Here is a 19,069-nt window from a genome sequence, read left to right as displayed (position 1 = left end):
AATCAACTGTATGGAGACGAATGTTTCCGAGGCTCTGCTCCGGCATTCCGCAGATGTCGCCAGCCAACTGGTTGACCGTTTGGGAGAGCGGAAACCTTTGCTGCCGGGGTATCGCCTTAAGGTTGTGGATGGCAATCATATCACCGGCACCGATCATCGACTGGAAGTGTTGCGTGACGAAGGTGGAGCAGCCTTGCCGGGTGTTGCAGTCGCTGACCGAAGAAGTCAGTGGGACTTATTGAGGCATGATGATTGCGCTGCCGGGCGAAGAATGGGAAGAATATCAAACGCACTCGATCGCTGTTTTGTCACAACAGTTGATCCGCTGGGCAAAGAGTATGAAGCTATCTCGCTACCAAAAACACCGGCGAGGTAAAAAGACCCGGAAGCACCGTCCCTCCTCACCCAGGAAACACGTTTCGACAGCAAGACTTATCGAAAATCAACGATCCCCCAAAACAACCAAAACCTAACACCTTCAAAGGGCTGGCTTTAGGATCCATCAGTAACGTAGACGTCTTCCGCTCTAAAAAAGAGCGGCCCCATTGAAGCTGAGTACAGGAAACGGTAGTGCCAACGGAAACTCGCATGGGCACAACGGGAACTGCAGCGATGAGGACCGTACTTCAACCACTATCTGAGCAAGCGAGGTCATACTTCAAGTCACTAGACTGCATCAGCTACTCTGCGATTTCGACCTACCTGTAGACATCGGCAGGTAGGTTTATTGCTCGGTTTTTCAGTTCAATTCAGGCAAGCTCCTCGCGGACCTGCATGAGGAGTTCACCAAGGTAGTTCTGACCGGCCCCTTCACGTGACCTTCCCCAGAAAGAGTCTGATTTCGACTCGTGGACAAGTTCATGATCTTTCGTTTCCAGCAACTTTCGTTTCAATCTCTGGTTTTGCAAAAACTTTGCCTCCAATGCACTTAGCATCACAACGATTTTGACTTCATCCCAATCAGGTCGCGGAACCAATGAGCGGTTTTTTCCCGCTTTCCTGGCTTTAAGGGGGGACTCAGCATTCCGAATCTGCATTGAGTGCTCGGTTCCAACATACTTCTGTGCTTGATAGAAATGCTCGACACTTGGCCAAAATTCGCCGTCGAGCGTAAATCCGTCTTCAGAAAAATTCGATAGCCATGAATATGTGCTGCTCTTAGAATGAAACCAGATCTCCATAGGAAGCGCCCTTCAAGTGTGTCCGCAAGAATTCTTGCTTTCGTGAAATCGAATCTGGGTTCTACCGGATGCGATCCTCGGATCAAGCCAAGGTTCGCTCACCTCCCACTGAACAGTCAGTCAATCGATCACCTTGAACGACGCGGCCTTTTAATCGTCACTGGCTGAACAAATTCTTCGAGGCGAAAGTCAGCCTGAGCCTGCGGAAGTCGTTCATCGATGTAGTCAGGAGCTTTGGCGGCCTCCATGATTTTGTCATATGGTCCCAGAACCATTCCATGTTCGAACATTTCAATACACGTGCCAATAAAACCAGCCACCGCATGATCTTCTCTATCGGTAACACCCATTTCGTCTGAAATCTGATTATGTCGTTGAATATTGGCGTCCGTAGGATTGGCTGCAAATTGGTAACGTGCCTCAATGATTCGTTCAGCAATTTCATGCCGTCTTTTCATCAATTCGATGGCATAATTCACATACATCACAACCCAGGGATGAACGCCCGCAGAGTCCCACGGGTGCTCTTCGAGAGACTTGATGATTTCGGCGCGGAAATCATTGGCTTTTTGCAGTTGAGCGGCAGAGGGGCTCACGTCATCAAGGTTCTGTGACTTCAACATGTCTTGGCCTGCCATCCAGAGATCTGTGAACTGTACTGCGATTTTGTTGTCGGGGCCGAATACCAATTTTTGATAATCGCGAAAATAGGCGAGCGACTTGGAATCTTTGACCAGTGATTCATCAGGAGTTGCTTCGGATGGTGGAACCGAGCCCAAGTTTGACCCTGACGGCAGCAACGCATTCAGAAGAGCCCTGTAGACTCCAGCACGTCGACTTGCTTTCGTCGTCACAAGCAAATTCGCTTCAGCGATCCGTTGTTCAATGACTTCTCGCGGTAATTGATTGATCATCGCATCAGCGACAGCTTTCCAGCTTCGAGCTGAATGTTGTGCTTGAAACACGTGATCGTCGTAGAGCATCTTGACTCGCGGGTGGATTCCTGTTGTATCAAGTGCCAGGTATCGCTTCTCCACTTCAGAGCTAAGTTTCGAATTTGCCAGTGCATATGTGGCAGCAACCTGCAAGTTGCTATTTTGAGCACCTTCATTGTACTTCGGAGAGATGACTCGTTCACCAGCGAGGTGAAACGCCATGATCTCCTCAATTTTCCTTAAAAATTGCCAGGACTGTGAGTTGTCAACACTCGTCCAGACGAACGAATCATCGTCCGGAGAATCAGCTTCGATTGATTGAAACTGGATTCTCATTTTTCCATACATCCCTGTTAACTGACTTCCCTGTTGTGTCAACGAAATCTTTGTCTGCGATGGATATGGTTGGGCGGCGGCGTCAACTGATGAAGAGGTCATCTTGCCAAATTGCAAGACCCATTTGCCACCCAGAATGGTCAGCTGGACTTTCTGCGTGAGGTTGATGATTTTAGACTGATCTCCTTTACGAAGTGTCAGGAACGTCAACTCTCCGCTGCACTCCTGTTGATCGTCAAGTGACTTATCGAGCGACATTTTGACGTTCATGACTCCAAGGTCTGCATGTGAGAACGTCCCTTCGTAGAAGTGCAGATCATCGGAATATACAGAGGTACTCAAAAGGGACCAGGCGGTTACAAAAATCAGTTTCAGGGAAAGTCGTGGGCTGAAAATTTGACGGGTGTTCATAAGAATGACTCCTAACGGAAAACCGAGGTGGATGCGCAGTTGCAGTAAGAGACTCCGGAGCGAAGATGAGTTCGTTCATCTCACCAAAATTGGTTTCTGAAAAGTGATGGCACCATCTGTCTTGATGAGGTCGAGTTCCAGGCGAGAGAAGTTTTTCAGTCCGTGAGGTTCAATGGCAACGACATTTTGTGGACCACCAAACTCTAATTGGATTCGGTTACCGGTTCGCACAATACGAACGTCGATGGCTCCAAATTCGTATTGAAATGATTTCGTTGCTCCGCCGAGAGAGACTTTGGCTTCATAGCCTTCAATTGAAATGTAGACAGGCAGGGTGACACTTTCCTTGTCGCCAATGAAATTGAGGGCGAATGAGCCTATACGTTTGACGTCAAGAGTAAACGAAACATTAAAGTCTTCGCCGATCTGCAAGTCTTCTGAAATAAATCGACGTGGTTGCCCCTCTCGCGACGTTCCGATGGCTACCCAGCCCTGTGGAATTTCTCCGCTGGAAGTCTGTCGACTGGAGTCACCAAAGGGCTTCGTCCCTACGAGCGGGGTTGTCTCAATAGGCCCCCAACGCAGGTTCTGGATCTGCTTGACACATTTCTCATTCGGAAATCGAATCTCCAGTGAATCAAAAGGAGTCTCCATATCCACTGCGATTCGATGCATTTGACTTCGGTCTCCATTCGCGAAGACATAGACTCCCTCTCCAGGAATCTGTTCGACTCGCAGCCAAACACTTTTTTTGGAAAAGACCGAGCCCGGTGCGAGGTCTTGGATCTCGCCGGAATTTCCCGCAGCCCCCCAGTCGTGGTAGGCGATCGTTTTTAATGAGAACCTGAGTGACTCGGCTGTTGTTGATGACTGGAGAATAAACTCTGCTTCGCTGTTGCGATTGTCCCACAATTGAGCTTCAATAAAGAATTTTCCCCGAAGTTTGATCGACCGATTGATCGCACTGTGATCTTGTCCACCTGCTCCGACAATCCGGAGACTTGGAATCCCCTGGTTGATACTGACGCCGAAATTTCCCTTAAGGTCCCACGGTTTTAGCCTTAGGCCGTCGAATTTTCGAAAATCGAGCTCACCGTGCTCGCTGACGAAGTCGTCATCATTTTGGATTGTGCAGACTGCTTTTCCATTGGAGATTTCAGCGTTCTTCGGATTCGACAGGTTGACTGCAAACGTTTCTTCACGTTCCCACTCTGAATCGCCTAGAACGTCGATCACAATTTTCTTTGAAGTTTCTCCTGGCTCGAATGTCAATGTTTGCTGACTGATCGATTTGTAGTCTCTGGATTCGCTTGAGGAACTGTGAGCTGTCTCATCCGATGTCGCGTAGTCAACATGTACTTTCTCAGCACTGGCTCTTGAAAGTTGGACCTCGAAGGTCGCCGGAGTCGACCCTGTCTGACCTTCAGGGAGCTTCACGTCACTCATACTGATTTGCACAGACTCTAATGGTGTCGGGACGCTCGCGATTTTTCTTGAATTCTCAGCTGCCACCGGAGGTGTGTTGATCGACATGTCGGGAGTACTCGAGATTTCCCAATCGACCATAAAAGGAGGGTGTTCGATCTCTGCGGCAACTGCAATTGTCTCAGGTTTGACCTGTGGTTCTCCTTTCTCTAAGTGCTCTGAACTTTTCGAAGAAAACGTTTTTTGAATTCGCGCAACCGCTTGGTCGAACTGAGCTGGATATAGCCATTGAATGATTAAAGCGGCAACGAATAATCCAACAAGCAGAAATCCCACCAGGAAGATCCAGGAGACAATCGCAGGGCGTTCTTTCTTTCCATCAGCCTTCTGATCCGAAATCACAATCGCTTTTTCAAGTGTTCTGGCAAATGCTCCGGCAGATGTGAAACGTTCCTCTTGTTTTTTTCTTAACGCTTTTCGGATCACTTTATTGACACGTGCAAGTTTGATGTCGTTTTCAGCACCTGGAATAGATTTCGGATTCGCTTGAAGAATGCTTTGGAATGACTCCAGGAATTCACCAGAGACGTCGTATGGAAATTTGCATCCAGCAAAGACCTGAAAGAACACGACACCCAACTGGTAAATATCCGTTCGCAAACTGATCTTTCCGAATCTTTTATCGATCTGTTCAGGACTCGCCCAGTTCACGCTCCCTACAAAGCTTCCAGACTCGGTCTTCAAATCTCCGTTGACGATTGTGCCTGCTTCGATCCCCTTCGCCAGTCCGAAATCGAGAATGTGTGGCTCACCATGCCTGTCGATACGAATATTTGAGGGCTTGAGATCTCGATGAACAATTCCTGAATGGTGAGCTGCGTCCAGTGCTCTGGCAATCTTCGCACACAGGCTGACTCGTTGCTCAATTGTCAGGTTTTCAGCGAGGATGTATTCGTCGAGATTTTGGCCTGAAATGAATCTTGTGATGTAGTATTCGCGGCCGTCTTGAGTGGTTCCGCAATCAACCACGGAAACGATGTTTGGATGTTGGATTCTCGTGAGAGATTTAATCTCTTCCAGGTGCCGTTCACGCGCTGAGCTGTCACCGAGAAAACCATCTTTTAAAACTTTGATTGCGACAAGTTGGTTCGTCGATTCCTGTCGTCCCTGAAAGACAACAGCCTGCCCACCCTCGGAGACATGCTGGATAGACGTGTACCCTGGTATCTCCGGGGGAATCCGCCAGACGTGAGTCTCATCCGCGCCCAGATCAATTTGAGGGCTTCCTTCCAAGAATTGTGCATTGTCGCGATCCCGCTCAACTAACGCTTGAACCTCAGCTGCGACACTTTCATCTTGTTCACTTAGCTCGTCCAAACATGCTGCTTGTTCCTCACCAGAAAGCTCGACCAGTTTCGCAAACCACTTCTGAATAAGTACCCGCCGTTTATCGTGTGTTTCATTGCTGTCGCCGCCCAACTCTGATCTCCCCGCTAACCCGATTGGTAAAACTCCGACAACGTTTTTTATCTGATTTCCCGTCCAATTGACACTTTTTATCGAGAAGATTCTTTGTTGAATCATTTGGGGACTCCAAATTCGAACAGGAAAACAGCGATCTTCCTGTTCTCCAGAATGTTTATAAGCGGTTCCCTAGAACTTGGAGTTTCCTTCGTAGGTCGAAGAAACAATCCTGCAACTCCAGAAGCCTTGGCGAGAAGTGGACTTGCTTAGTGTGGTCGAAACTGGAAATTATTCTTGAGAATGAGCAGAATGATAAAACGAAACTTCGAGCTCATTCATTTGGGCTGTCGTCGCTGGTTGATAAATCTCTCGCGACAAGAAATTTTGGAATTCCAGAACACCTCGAGCGACGAAGTGAAATCGTTGAACAATACACGGAAGATCGTGGTGGTGCGTCTAGAACATTGTCTTGCTGCTTGTGTCCGTGGAGCGTGCTTTTCGTGCGGAACACTGCACATGTTCACAAGACCGAACGCGTCTTATATGTTCAAAAAAATTCTCTGCTGATTGTTGAGATATGCGAATTAAATAATCACCAGCACTCATCGCCGAAAAAATGCCATGACTAAAAAGACGGAAAAGAGCAATCAGGAGATTCAGCAGTCGATGTACGAGCAATTGCACGTGATCGCTGAACGCGCTTTGAAAAAGGAATCTCCAGGGCACTCATTACAGCCAACACTTCTCGTCAACGATGCGGTCATGCGATTGCTGGAACAGCGAAACGTGGACATCGCAGATCGTTGCCAAGCGATGGCGGCAGGCGCCAACATTATCCGGAGGCTACTCGTTGACTACGCAAGGCGACGGAAGGCCCAAAAGCGAGGTGGATCAGAGCAGCGAAATCGAGGAGTTTCCCCCGCGATTATCGCGGGAACTGCCAGGATAGACATTGTTGAATTGGAAGACGCACTGGAGTCTCTCGCCAGAGAGAATCCGCGTCTGGTTGAAGTCGTTGAACAAAAAGTTTTCGGAGGAATGACGGGGGAGGAGATCGCCGAATATTTGAAGGTTTCTCTCACGACAGTCAACAGCGATTGGAGATACGCCAAGGCTTGGCTTGCCCGTGAGTTACGATCTACCGAATCTGAATAGGTATAGTTTTGAATTTCTCTCAGAGAGCGGACGGCTAATGCCAGGGATATTCAACGCGATTGCTTCGATGGTTTGCTGATCGGTGAATTCATGGAGTTGCTGAAGAATCAACGCACCCAGCGCGACGAAGAGATCCTTCGTCGGACGCCCAAAATCATCGCGGAATTCGGTAGCAAGCTCGCGGACGGGAAGCTGCTTCAACAAATAGTCCCTGAAAACTCCGGCCCAACTCCGATCAAGAAGACGCCTTCGCTTGAGCCCCAGATAATCCCAAGGATCGAACAGATCGCCGCTGTGATCGCCGCTGTGATGGTCGCGTAGGGTAAACATGACGCGAATTTACTGCGAAACCAAATCGACACAACTCCAACCACCAGACTTTTTGCCGCCCCGTCAACAATTGACAATTACTCTGCCAGCAATTTTCCAGTGCTCAACGCCTTACGGCGTCATCGGAAGAATCACAACTTGTTTGGTGGGTTGGGGTTAGATGCACTCAAAGTGCTCAACGCCTTACGGCGTCATCGGAAGAATCACCAGTTACCACAGCAAGGTTTTGTTGAACCGACTATGTGCTCAACGCCTTACGGCGTCATCGGAAGAATCACAGGATTCATAGGGGTCGCCCCCGGTTGCTGCTCTTATGTGCTCAACGCCTTACGGCGTCATCGGAAGAATCACCTGGCTTTCAATGTCTGATTCATTGATCGTCTGGAGTGCTCAACGCCTTACGGCGTCATCGGAAGAATCACGAGCCACACGAAAGGCTCCTACGCCGGAGAACCTTTGTGCTCAACGCCTTACGGCGTCATCGGAAGAATCACCTTCTGCCGGCACGATGAAATCCGTGGTTCCAAACGTGCTCAACGCCTTACGGCGTCATCGGAAGAATCACGCGGTGCTCCTTGCGATCCTCTTCGCTGAATTCCCGTGCTCAACGCCTTACGGCGTCATCGGAAGAATCACTCGAAATCGTGATCATGCTCGTCAATGCGGAGATGTGCTCAACGCCTTACGGCGTCATCGGAAGAATCACCTTCTCTGGATGAACGAATCTGACATCAGGAAGAAGTGCTCAACGCCTTACGGCGTCATCGGTAGAATCACGACATGGTGATCTGATCGGAGATATCAACCGTCTCAAGTGCTCAACGCCTTACGGCGTCATCGGTAGAATCACTAGACACATTTCCTCTATGAGTGCAGTACGTTTTGTGTGCTCAACGCCTTACGGCGTCATCGGTAGAATCACGAGTGCTTGTGCAATCGCCTCTGGCGGTGCTCAACGCCTTACGGCGTCATCGGTAGAATCACTGCTGTGTTTGTAGGTATTGCTTGGGAATCTTCGGGTGCTCAACGCCTTACGGCGTCATCGGTAGAATCACGATCTACTTCCGCCACAACGGCAACAAAAACCAGGAGTGCTCAACGCCTTACGGCGTCATCGGTAGAATCACGACTCGCTGTTTTCTCCGTCGCCTCTCCGATCCATTGTGCTCAACGCCTTACGGCGTCATCGGTAGAATCACAGGTGTCTAAGGCTTGGTGTTCCTCCATCTCTCTGTGCTCAACGCCTTACGGCGTCATCGGTAGAATCACTTGAAGGTATTGGCAAGACTACATCGGATATTGACAGTGCTCAACGCCTTACGGCGTCATCGGTAGAATCACACGGTGAGCTACGACGGATCGACTCTGGAGGCTTAGTGCTCAACGCCTTACGGCGTCATCGGTAGAATCACGTTTCAAGACGGTCAACGGTCGTCGCGTTGCTTACGAGTGCTCAACGCCTTACGGCGTCATCGGTAGAATCACGTGGTACAGTAAGGAAGAAGAAAAGGAGGCTAAGAGTGCTCAACGCCTTACGGCGTCATCGGTAGAATCACAATGAAGACACTCATAACCCTCCTGATTCTCTCACTGTGTGCTCAACGCCTTACGGCGTCATCGGTAGAATCACACTCCTCGGCTTGCGAAAAGCAAATGGCTCATATTGTGCTCAACGCCTTACGGCGTCATCGGTAGAATCACAACGACCTCCCTAACCTTAAAACCTGCAAGAGGTTATGTCGCGGCGTATCATGCATCCCACTTTCCCATATAAATTAATTGCCAAAGAACAATCCAGAAATTTGCAGCCAGCTTATCCTATGGAACAACACATTTCACAACACGGATTTACGAAAACGCTAACTGGGATCATGGTTCTCGTCGCAGGCTATTACTGATAACCTTCGTAATTGCAACATGTTGCATTCATCAGTGATGCGAATTCATCGACCACGACATCATACATGATTCAAAGAATTTGAAACGTTGGTGGGTCATCGGCCCAACCATGCTGGTCAGGAGTGGAATGAACCGGGACTTTGCCAGCGCATTTCGTGCATATTGGGATGACCAGCAGGCTATCGATCGTGTCCAAGATCTCTGAGAGTTCCCAACGTAATTTTGCGAGTGTTTCGGCGTCGACGCGACAGCGAAAAATACTGTATTGAATTCGGCTACCATAGGCTTCAAGTTTTTTAGAGACATGACGCAGGCGTTTCGGATCACGAACATCATATGCGATTAGATACCAAGTTTTCATGACAGATCTCGTCGTTGAGGTCGATCAGCTTTCTCCTGTCAGCGGATTCGAAGTTGCCCAAATAGTCCTGCGGTTCCAGTCCACTCCTTCTCCAATAAGCGCGCTTCCAGTTCGACCAGCCGGATGTACGTCATTGCCCGACCTGTATGAGGATGCTGGGAAGTTTCATCCATTCGGCTTTCAAATAGAGAAATCGCTTTCTTGCGACCTTCATCAGTCAGCCAAACATGCGACTTTGTTCTTTTGAAGTCGTCCTCGCTCCATTGTCCTCGATTGAAGCTTCCTACCAGTGGCATATCAACTAGAAGAACGCGAAATAACTCCATCAAGTCCATGACCAATGGAGGAGCTGCTGAGCGAGGTTGATGCAAAAAGCCAAATGCGGGATCTAGTCCAACTGTAATAATGCTGCGATGAACGGCATTGAAAAGCATGCTGTATCCGAAGCTGAGTAAACTATTAAACGGATCACGAGGTGGATGTTTACTTCGGCCGTGGGGGAGAAGTGATTGAGGGACCCGGCTGGAAAGTATCTGCGGAATAGATGCGAAGTAAGACTTGGCTGCAATCCCTTCCAATCCACGCATTGTCTCTAGTGATTCCGCTTGGGCTAATTTACGGAGACATTCGCGAATATGTGCGATGTTCTGCTCACAATTTGTCCTGGCAGTTTGGTTATTCCGCGTCGCTCGTAACAAATATTTTAGCTGCATTTCTATCTTGGCATGTAGCAGAATCCGTGACAGTGAGACACACATTTCGTGGTCCGTCAATGCTTCGAACTGACGGATTCGCTGTTGGACACGACCAGCGGAATAGGTCGTCCCTGCCAGGAATTTACCTCCGTAGGAAATCCAGTGAATGGGGATGTTTTTATAGGCGCACAAATGAAGTGCCTGCGTCGTGATTTGAGCGTGGCCGTGAATCACGATGGAGTCAACCTGACTGACCGGGACTTTCTGCTTTTCGTCTTCCAGCTTCACTAGAAGAGATGCGCTGCTCCGGGAAACGTAGGCCTTTCTCGCAGCGACGTGTAGAGTGTGCCGTTCCCTATTGGATGGCAATGGAATCGCGATGCGATTCTCGTCAGGCTCTTGCAGCCTTTCTTCTTCCGGAAGACAGACTGGTGCCAACGAACACTTCACGCATAAGCGATCATTTTCGGTTACGGGCGGTCGTGTTGTTTTTTTACGTAACGCCTGCGCTCTGTTTACTGCGTCGATGAGATCTTGACGAGCGATCTCATCAATCTCGACAAACGCGGTTTTATTATTCGCGTGATAACGGATTCGCCCTTGAGAAATCGGTTCTCCCAACGATTCACTTGCGAGGACTGCATAAGCAATAAGCTGGATACGGTCGCTAGGCCAGGGAAGCGGTCGTTTGTTATCGTCCAGATTGGAACGCCCTTTTTTATGCTCATAGACGACCCAGTTCCCATCGCGCCGACGAACGGCATCGAGCTTACCGTAGATCCCCCATTCCTCGCTGGCGACATCGAGTTCCCGAATCTCCGGCGTCTCATCATCCAACGGCAGTCGCTCCGCATGCAACTGCCGCCCGGCATAAACCCGATCATTGGCCACTCGAATCTCTTCGACCTCTTCGAGATAGAAAAGCCGCTCGCAGTAGAGCAAAGCGTGAAGTGCCATTACTCGGAGTGGAGGAGAATCGTTCATGGCCCTGTCCAAAAAAATTCACGGAGTTGGTTCAACAGTTATCCATGCCTGATCGCGTCCTTGCGTGACGGGTAGTTGGTCAAATCGAAACCGCTCTCGGCGTCGACTGTTTGTAGCATGGTCAATCCATACCGGAAGATTGTGGAAGCCCTTTTGGTCCGGGATCAAAAAAGTGAGTTCAGCTTGTTCGTCGGGGCATTCTCGTGTCACGGAGTCAACGAGATAACTGCTTTCTCCCAACGACAGCCCTCCTGAACGCATGACCATTTCGGGATGTGTGAGTGCATCCGCAATCGCTATCGGTAGACTTGGATTAGACTGATCTTTGGCTGTGGCAATCCAAACCCAAAGATTGAGTCCAACTAAGAGATCTTGATAGTCCGGTCGAATGTCTTCCAGATCTTTCCCTCTCCTGAGCTTTCGGAAAACACGAGAACGCGAAGGTTCTGACTCGATCGCAAGGGCGAGGCCGATTCCAGCATGGCGAGATTTCTCCTCACGTTGTACACCGAGAAAAGACAGCAGCATTCCATAGACCGCTGATGGCGGCGGTAAGGGATGTGTATCCTGATACTCACGGGATTCGTAGGGGCGAAATGCGCAAATAGGAACTTCGACTCGCAAGCAGAGTTCTGGCTCAAAAGACTGCATCATTTGAGTTTACTTTCGATTCGATTCATCGCTTCTGAGAAGGCAGCTTTGACGCCTGGAAACAGTGTTGCTCCCAGCTCTTTCGCCTGTTCCTCACCGAGAATACCGTCGACGGCCGTTCCGATGATGACTTCTTCCGGATCGATATCTGGTTCATCTCCTTGCATACGTCGCAGGAGCTTATTCATCGAAATTTCGCCTCGCTCATTCTCGTCAAAGCTAAACATGATGCGTGGAGCCGGGTCCTGCGTAACACGCAGAATGACGGCTTCGGGGGAGAAGTCGTAGAGATATCGCGAATGGTTTCCTCCCACGCGTCGAAGGTTTAACAGCGCATTTAAAGTATTCTTGGTGCGGTCTATTTTGTTCTTGCCTTCCAGCGATTCTGGGGTCATCGCAAAAGTGTACTGATAACGCGTATCGTGCATCTCTGCTGCATAGGGGATCGGGTTAGCATGTGAGACGCCTGGATTGGAACCAGGAGAAGAGAAATTGGCGGAGACAGTCCCCGGCCATGGTGTCAAACTCAAAGCGCGGCCAATTTCCAGAATACCTCGTCGACTATTCGTTTCCTTTTTGGCATGCATGAAGCCGAGGACATCATTGTCGATGAATTTCTCCCAGCCCTTTTTGAATTCCTTGTCAGACCATTCGCTCCCGTGGTGTGAGACAGATCGATTTAATTCAATTCCATCAGATTCCATCCAACTCTCTCGAATTGCGTAGCGAATCGCTTCACTGCTGACGGTCGTGCAGAGGTCTCCATCTCGAATTACCTTCTGGAGCGTCGTCGCATTCCCATCGTTTTCGCCTCGATTGTTTGCGGCGATGGCGCGGGTCGTCAGAACAGTGCCAAAAACGTGTAGACTCATAGTTTTCTCCGTTCAAGAATTTGAGGTTGCGGTTTGAGTTTCTGTTGATTGACTTGTTTCGCGTTTTTCTTTGCTCTGGTAGCTTGCCAGGGCGAGAAGAGCGAGGTCGCGTCCACGTTTCCAATCACGATCAATTAGCTTCCAGATGAGACCAGGATTATTACGAACGTGAGCTGAGCGGAATTTTTTGACTGGTCGTGAGAACAACTCTGTGAGAGTCTGACGAAGTAAGGAGCCCGTCTTGGCTCTTGTGATTTCTCGCCGAATGTCTTCATTCAGATCCTCAATTCGATCACTCCAGGAGCGACTTCCTCCTCGGTCAACAGCTTCTTTTTCTCTGTAATACAATGCGGCTAATGTTTCCCAAAACGCTTCGATGAATTCGCGATCGGAGGGATCATCCCACATGTCGTCTTCACGAATGAGTTCCATAAGTGCTTTCCTTTGATAGCGTTGAAGATTGTTGAACCAAAGTCGTTCAACGGATTTGCCTGGTTGTCTTTTTCGTTGTCGGTCCAACGCACCCCTGTCCCATTGGGGAGGAACGGTCAGGTCGACATACCATGGATGAGATTTGATGAGATTGTCAGTGATTCGACCTCGCACAGTCGGGACGCTCAGAAAGCCAGAAGCTTGTGGTTCGTCATCTGATTTCTTCTTTTTTGACGATTTCGTTTCCTCATGACTGCGCCGTATCCAACTGTTGCCAAGGTGCTTCGTCAGGATTCGATATCGACGTATCGTTCTCGCGTTGGCAGGAACATCGACTACACCTTTACGAATACTCTGGCTCTGATAGTAGCCAACCTTTCCCATCGCGATTACCCGACAACCTGATTCCAACTCATTGCGAGTCGTTTGAGTGGCGTATGTCGAAAGAAACCTCAGACCCGCGTCACTCAGACTGGCAACTTCAGATTGGCGAAGATCTGAAGAGACAAAAGGACTAAGCCGCCCCTGTTCAAATTCTTCCAAATCGCGAACGTCCGGTATGATGATTGACCACGCTGTGCGTTCTTTGTGGAAACGATTAAAGACACAGGAAATGGGAGTCAGCATCCAAAGCACTGCAATCGTAGATAGACCACGACACGGTTTCAATTTCCAACTAGATGCATCTGTTGGATATCGATTCGCGGATCCGGGATTTACCCAACTAGAGAGTCGGGCTTTTGCTTTTAAACATCCGTTTGCATCGACGATCTCTTTCGCATCTTCGTGCGCTTTTACAAAACACAGATTCTGATATGAAATTTCAATGCTTTGGTCTTCGTCAAGCATAACGATCGTATGGACAACTTGAGTTTTTTGCCCACTACCTAAACGGCTCGTTTTATGTTGAAGAAATGTGTTGAGGATTCCATTGTGGTGATCTACTCGAAGGTGCAGATTGTCGCGATCTTTAAGAGTGCGATGAATCGCAGGCAAATACAGCACCCCATCGCGCGCCTGCCAGGCCCATTCGAAGAGCTTTTGCAGTGCTTCGGCATCTGTGGTCTGGGTGCGAATGGTCACACTTTCTGGCGTCAGATCGTCATCGTTCCAGAAGAGTGGCTCCAAGTCCTTACTTACTCCCAACTCTTCAGCAGCACGTAGCGACATGTACAACGCCGCCAGTCCAGCTCGCTCGAGCATTCCCATGCCGGGATCGTGCAAGTTCCAGGTCAGTCCGTTTTTGAGTCGGTGCTCTGGCTCCTTCTTTATTTTCTTCTTAGCCATTGGGCCCCCTTTCCGCTTGTACTGGCCTCGTCCCAATCGTACTCCACAGTCCCGGCTGGCGCTATGGGATAGCCTGCAACGCGAGCGGTGAAATTGAAGCCCGATTGAAAGAGCATTGGAATCGTCAGTGGAATAATATCTTCCTTGCAATAGTTACCATTCGCGAGTCGTTTGTCGACAGGCACGTCTTCTTCACGAACCAATGTAATGCTGTTGTCCCCTTCACGGGCAGGCATCGGTTCACTGATCCAACCACCATCTAACCACGCGGAATACTCTGGGAGTTCCTCGTTCGATTGCAGTCGCTCAACATACTCTCCCAGCATCAACTGGCTGCAAGGCAGTTCCTTCAATTCAATAATCATTTGCTCGGATGCCTGCAGATGTTCTGGAGCATCATGTTCGTGATAGGGGTATCCGGAAAACGGAAAACAAAAGGCTGGTTTCGGTTCGGATTGTTCTGCGGCATATCGATTCAATCGGCCAAGACGTTGTACAAGCGAAGGCAGCGGACACATGGCTGAACACAACAAATCTGCGCTAATGTCCAGCGACATCTCGCAAACCTGAGTCGTGATGACAATGGGGGCCAAGAACCTCGCCGCCACACTCCGAGAAAACGCCTTCCGTAAAGACCTCCTCATCGCCAAACTAGGTATCATCAATCTTTGACCAGTCCTGGACTGCAAGTGGTCACTATTGTGGTCACTCTACTTTCAAAATATGATAAAAACCAAGGTTTTAATCACTTATTCGAGTCCCCCCTCGGCTATTTGATTCTTTCGGTTTACTGGATATGCTAAAATCTGTCCGAAAACCTCTGGGATAGCTGCTTTTCTTAACGTTTGAGTGAAAGGCTCCAAGTTTCAGGATCAGTTCTAAATTCTTCTGGGCCGTTCTCTTGTGGACGCCGCTTAAAAGTGTTGCTCCACACTTCTTCAAAAGGGTATTGCAATGCGATTCTTCGGATTATGCTTGTTTCTTGTGGCTGTCTCAACTGCATACGGCCAAGACGATTTACCACAAAGTCCACGTGCGGTGAATGCGGGTGAGGCTTACAAGAAAGCGGTTTCAAGAGCCGCCTCGGCATATCAGAAAGATTTGGAAGCTGCCCTTCGAAGTGCGACACAAGATGGTGACGTAAAAGAAATCGTTCGAATCAACAGGGTTTTGTCGAGGCTCAAGAATCAAGTCATTGAGGCAAACGGGCCAATAGCCAAGTCCCGACAAACTTTAGAAAACACTACGTGGACGATGGTGCGTAATACGGATACTTTAAAGTTGCATTTTGGCGAGAACTACAAGGTGTCTCGATCAGATAAGATCGGGGCATGGACGATGTTGAACCCACAATCTGTTGCAGTCTTTGTCGGTCCAGAGATATTTGTATTGAAGTTCAATGAAACCTTCTCAAGTTATGCTGTCCTGAGTGCGTATACCGAAGTCAACACAAAATTCACGGGCGGATCACGGGTCACCAATTGAAATTCAGATCGTTGCCTGACCTGATCAGGTGATGTGAAACCTGTTCTAATTTCTCCTTTGCACATTGCCTTTTGCTAGACAAGCCGATTGGTTCGGCGGGCTTTTCGGGGAGTTTTTCTCGCTTTGATGTACGTCTCCTCATTGAGTTGAGAACAGACTGGATCTACTTGAGCGAGATACTGCGTTCGCTTTGAAGAGTGCATTGGTCGGGCTGAGATTCTCTCTTGAAATTCTTTTTGGGGCCTGAGCGGCGAGGAGAATCTTCTTCGCATGATTTTCTTTATGGGCAGCCCATCCGCTTGCACCGAACTTGTGGCTTGAGATGTCGGATTCATTCAGGTTCCGCTCCAAGAAGGGGCTGTAGATCCTGTCCAGGCTTCCCGAAGTTTACATACAATTACGTTGACAGGTGAGTGTACGTTGACAGGTGAGCGGTTTTGAACGCCGGTCTGGTTTGAATTTACACTTCTGTGGACAGATTGCTAAAAGCTGGTCAAACTGACCTTAGTTTTTTTCGTCAGGTTTCGAGGTTGAGGGTAACTTCCCGTTTGAAGAGTTGACTACGGAAAATAGAGACGACCATGATTCAACAAGCGATGACAGCAGAGGAGTTTTCTCTCAAACGAAGTGACTTGCCGGATGCCGGGCAGTGGGCAGAGTTGGTGCGAGGGGTCCCTGTCACGTTGCAGCCGCCGGACCTCGAACATGGCACGATTGTGCTGAATCTCTCCAAAGCGTTTTCTGCCTATGTTCATACCGAAATGAATGGATATCCCTGTTTCGATCTCGGTCTGAAACTGGAATCTTCACCAGATACGATTCTTTACCCAGCCATCAGCTACTTTACCGAAGGAGAGCGTTTCTCGGAGATGGACAACGATTACACTGATTCCACACCTACCGTCGTTGTCGATTTAGCTACAACTGGCGATCGTCGCGCCGGGATTAGTGAGAGGATCTCGCTGTACCTTAAGACTGGAGTCCAATCGGTTTGGATTGCAGATCCCAATGCTCGCACGATCCACATTCTTCGGAAGACAAACCATTCGGCCATTCGTCTGGATGAAAACGACATCCTGAACGGTGCTCCCGACTTGCAGGGGTTTCGCATCAAGGTTGCACAGATCTTCGCTGACCCCGATTGGGCTTAAGCGGAGAGGGCAGGGAATGTGAGTCAGGAATTTGGAACAGATTCCGGCTGGTGGCCGGCGAGAATCTCAGCGATGTGCATGACTTGAATCGGTTTCTTCTGGCGCTTCAAAAGCCCATCGAGATGCATCAGGCAAGACATGTCCCCAGCTGTCATGATTTGTGCACCTGCCTGTTCGTGATCGTGAATTCGATCGTCGCCCATCATGCACGAGACAGCCTCTTCGTTGACTGCGAAGGTCCCGCCGAATCCGCAGCAATCATCAACTCTTTCGAGTTCAACCAGTTCCACGCCTTCGATGAGATTCAGTAAATCGGCCGCTTTGCTATATCTTTCGATCATCAGTTCTGATGAGCTTCCCAAGCGTAGTTCTCGCAACCCATGACAACTATTGTGCAGGCCGACTCGATAGGGAAACTTGACATCGAATGACTCAACTTTAATCACGTCCGTCAAAAATTGAGTCAGCTCGTAAGTTCGTTCCTTAACGTTTTTAAGACCGGGATCTGATGGATCAAAGTATTCATCGTAATGGTGAGTGACCATTGCGACACAACTCCCCGATGGACAAACCACGTATTCGTAGTCAGCGAAGATTTCCACGAAGGCTTTTGCAAGCGGTTTGGCATCATCAACACAGCCGGTGTTAGCCATTGGCTGACCGCAACATGTCTGTGCCTCTGGATAATCGACTTCGCACCCGAATCGCTCCAAAAGTTCCACTGTGGCTAGGCCAACATTTGGAAAGAATTGATCGATATAACAAGGGATAAACAGGCCAACTTTCATCAGTCACTTTCTTACGAAATTCTGTGCTCAAGAGGGACGCTTCGCAGTGATAGCATTTTAAGTGCTTGTCGTGCCCGCGAAATTCACATTCATCACTTCATGGACTCATCGTTACGAAACAGGACGCGGAAGCCAATTCACAAAATGCTCTATCTCTCTGTACAAGTGATCGAAAAAACGCGGGAATCATGACATTTCCAATAGCCTTTGCGGGTGTGCCCAAGAGCATTGAATTTATTCCTCAGTGAAAATCGTTTCCGTGCTCAAAGGCAAAGATCTCATCACGTCCGGCGGTCCGTTCCAGTGGTGGACGTTTCCCTGCGATGACTTCCATCTCTCGCTCAATTCTTTGTTGAATTTCGGCAATCGGGACACGCACGGCCATTGGCCAGAAATTGTGATTTCGACCGTCTGAAACGCACCATGGACCGTAGCAGCAGATCACTCTTGATAATGGATACTCAGTGAGTAAATGTTCGATCTGTTCTTCATGGTACTCATCGGAGAACTGTTGCAAGACGAGAATCAGTTCTGGTACGGAATCTATTTGTGTCGACAACTCCGACAGGTGACGAAAATATTTCGCCTGTTCACACCGATTGAACAAACACATCACTGCTTGTTCCATGCCGTCCGTGCGGCCGATTAACAATCCTTGCTTAATCATCCAGTCGGCTGCTCCGTTGTCGCAAAGTTTGTAGCTCTTCCACAAAGTCGTTGACATCCTGAAATGATCGGTACACCGACGCAAATCGAACGAAGGCGACCTGATCGACGAGCTTCAACGCTTCACAAACCTGTTCACCTACAAATCGAGAAGGGACTTCGCGTTCAAAAGTTTCGTAGACCGTGTGCTCGACGCGATCCAGAATTTGTTCAATTTGATCCGGGCTGATGGGGCGTTTGTAACAGGCTTTTTCAACACCCGATCGAATCCGTTCACGATCGAAAGGGACTCGTGACCCATCTTTTTTAATGACTTTCAGCGGCGACTCTTCAATCTTTTCATATGTGGTAAACCGGCGACCGCAGGAGAGGCACTCCCGTCGTCGTCGGATCACAAAATCCTGGCTGCCGCGCGAGTCGACGACTTTGCTCTCGCCATCGCGGCAAAATGGACACAACATGTTTCTCTTCTCTATTCAAAGGGAGATCTTCCCACACTTCAATCTTTCCGAAGCGTACCCAAACCACAAGCGATTGCGAAGTGAAACCTCAGATTTCTCG

17 protein-coding genes and 1 CRISPR repeat array are annotated in these 19,069 nt (G+C 49.0%); of the genes, 4 read left to right on the top strand and 13 right to left on the bottom strand.

Features of this window, described 5'->3' with window-relative positions; all coding sequences use genetic code 11:
- Window positions 1–10: 10 nt before the first annotated feature.
- Window positions 11–376 carry a hypothetical protein gene (locus Mal48_RS07160; RefSeq protein WP_145197481.1) on the top strand — a complete coding sequence of 122 codons (366 nt, stop codon included), beginning with the start codon at window positions 11–13 and terminating at the stop codon, window positions 374–376.
- A 373-nt stretch (window positions 377–749) separates the two neighbouring features.
- On the opposite strand, the gene Mal48_RS07155 is transcribed toward Mal48_RS07160, so the two are convergent.
- The 3 genes from Mal48_RS07155 to Mal48_RS07145 form a co-directional block, all read right to left on the bottom strand.
- Window positions 750–1,181 (bottom strand): NADAR family protein, encoded by a 432-nt coding sequence (locus tag Mal48_RS07155; RefSeq protein ID WP_145197479.1) that lies wholly within the window; start codon window positions 1,179–1,181, stop codon window positions 750–752.
- Window positions 1,182–1,309: 128 nt separating this feature from the next.
- A complete protein-coding gene (locus Mal48_RS07150; RefSeq protein ID WP_145197477.1) occupies window positions 1,310–2,863 on the bottom strand; it encodes a hypothetical protein in 1,554 nt (517 codons plus the stop codon).
- Between the two features lie 75 nt (window positions 2,864–2,938).
- Window positions 2,939–5,872, bottom strand: a complete 2,934-nt coding sequence (locus tag Mal48_RS07145; protein ID WP_145197475.1) for a protein kinase domain-containing protein — start codon at window positions 5,870–5,872, stop codon at window positions 2,939–2,941.
- 501 nt (window positions 5,873–6,373) lie between these two features.
- Here Mal48_RS07145 and Mal48_RS07140 point away from each other — a divergent pair.
- Complete coding sequence (locus Mal48_RS07140) at window positions 6,374–6,907, top strand: ECF-type sigma factor (RefSeq protein WP_145197473.1); 534 nt, start codon at window positions 6,374–6,376, stop codon at window positions 6,905–6,907.
- Here Mal48_RS07140 and Mal48_RS07135 read toward each other — a convergent pair.
- The 7 genes from Mal48_RS07135 to Mal48_RS07105 all read right to left on the bottom strand — a co-directional run bounded on the left by Mal48_RS07135 (window position 6,884) and on the right by Mal48_RS07105 (window position 15,062).
- Window positions 6,884–7,237 (bottom strand): hypothetical protein, encoded by a 354-nt coding sequence (locus Mal48_RS07135; protein ID WP_197442136.1) that lies wholly within the window; start codon window positions 7,235–7,237, stop codon window positions 6,884–6,886. The genes Mal48_RS07140 and Mal48_RS07135 overlap by 24 nt on opposite strands.
- Before the next feature lie 99 nt (window positions 7,238–7,336).
- Window positions 7,337–8,938: direct repeats of the CRISPR family, unit length 36 nt; unit sequence GTGCTCAACGCCTTACGGCGTCATCGGAAGAATCAC.
- A gap of 268 nt (window positions 8,939–9,206) precedes the next feature.
- Window positions 9,207–9,497, bottom strand: coding sequence for a CRISPR-associated endonuclease Cas2 (gene cas2, locus Mal48_RS07130; RefSeq protein WP_145197470.1), 291 nt, complete (start codon window positions 9,495–9,497; stop codon window positions 9,207–9,209).
- 38 nt (window positions 9,498–9,535) lie between these two features.
- Window positions 9,536–11,176 carry a type I-MYXAN CRISPR-associated endonuclease Cas4/Cas1 gene (locus Mal48_RS07125; RefSeq protein ID WP_197442135.1) on the bottom strand — a complete coding sequence of 547 codons (1,641 nt, stop codon included), beginning with the start codon at window positions 11,174–11,176 and terminating at the stop codon, window positions 9,536–9,538.
- An 18-nt stretch (window positions 11,177–11,194) separates the two neighbouring features.
- Window positions 11,195–11,830: a type I-MYXAN CRISPR-associated protein Cas5/Cmx5/DevS gene (gene cas5, locus Mal48_RS07120; RefSeq protein ID WP_145197466.1), complete on the bottom strand. Its 636-nt coding sequence runs from the start codon at window positions 11,828–11,830 to the stop codon at window positions 11,195–11,197.
- Window positions 11,827–12,699 (bottom strand): type I-B CRISPR-associated protein Cas7/Cst2/DevR, encoded by an 873-nt coding sequence (gene cas7i / locus Mal48_RS07115; RefSeq protein WP_145197464.1) that lies wholly within the window; start codon window positions 12,697–12,699, stop codon window positions 11,827–11,829. Before cas7i ends, cas5 begins: the two co-directional genes overlap by 4 nt.
- A 12-nt stretch (window positions 12,700–12,711) precedes the next feature.
- A complete protein-coding gene (gene cas8a1 / locus Mal48_RS07110; RefSeq protein WP_145197462.1) occupies window positions 12,712–14,418 on the bottom strand; it encodes a type I-MYXAN CRISPR-associated Cas8a1/Cmx1 in 1,707 nt (568 codons plus the stop codon).
- The gene (locus tag Mal48_RS07105; RefSeq protein ID WP_391601806.1) at window positions 14,400–15,062 is read right to left on the bottom strand and encodes a hypothetical protein; all 663 of its coding nucleotides are present in this window, start codon (window positions 15,060–15,062) and stop codon (window positions 14,400–14,402) included. The genes cas8a1 and Mal48_RS07105 overlap by 19 nt, the downstream gene beginning before the upstream one ends.
- Before the next feature lie 310 nt (window positions 15,063–15,372).
- On the opposite strand from Mal48_RS07105, the gene Mal48_RS07100 reads away from it, so the two are divergent.
- Together Mal48_RS07100 and Mal48_RS07095 are read left to right on the top strand one after the other, a co-directional pair.
- Entirely contained in the window at window positions 15,373–15,903 is a 531-nt protein-coding gene (locus Mal48_RS07100; protein ID WP_145197458.1) for a hypothetical protein, read from the top strand.
- Between the two features lie 581 nt (window positions 15,904–16,484).
- Entirely contained in the window at window positions 16,485–17,054 is a 570-nt protein-coding gene (locus Mal48_RS07095) for a Uma2 family endonuclease (RefSeq protein ID WP_145197456.1), read from the top strand.
- Between the two features lie 23 nt (window positions 17,055–17,077).
- Here the strand turns inward: Mal48_RS07095 and Mal48_RS07090 are convergent, their stop codons facing one another.
- The 3 genes from Mal48_RS07090 to nrdR form a co-directional block, all read right to left on the bottom strand.
- Window positions 17,078–17,842 carry a (Fe-S)-binding protein gene (locus tag Mal48_RS07090; protein ID WP_145197454.1) on the bottom strand — a complete coding sequence of 255 codons (765 nt, stop codon included), beginning with the start codon at window positions 17,840–17,842 and terminating at the stop codon, window positions 17,078–17,080.
- 241 nt (window positions 17,843–18,083) lie between these two features.
- Window positions 18,084–18,566, bottom strand: a complete 483-nt coding sequence (locus Mal48_RS07085; protein ID WP_145197452.1) for a hypothetical protein — start codon at window positions 18,564–18,566, stop codon at window positions 18,084–18,086.
- Window positions 18,502–18,969, bottom strand: coding sequence for a transcriptional regulator NrdR (nrdR, locus tag Mal48_RS07080; RefSeq protein WP_145197450.1), 468 nt, complete (start codon window positions 18,967–18,969; stop codon window positions 18,502–18,504). The genes Mal48_RS07085 and nrdR overlap by 65 nt, the downstream gene beginning before the upstream one ends.
- Between the last annotated feature and the right edge of the window lie 100 nt (window positions 18,970–19,069).

This window comes from Thalassoglobus polymorphus, from assembly GCF_007744255.1.
Taxonomy (GTDB): domain Bacteria; phylum Planctomycetota; class Planctomycetia; order Planctomycetales; family Planctomycetaceae; genus Thalassoglobus; species Thalassoglobus polymorphus.
This window is presented reverse-complemented; position numbering and strand designations above follow the sequence as displayed.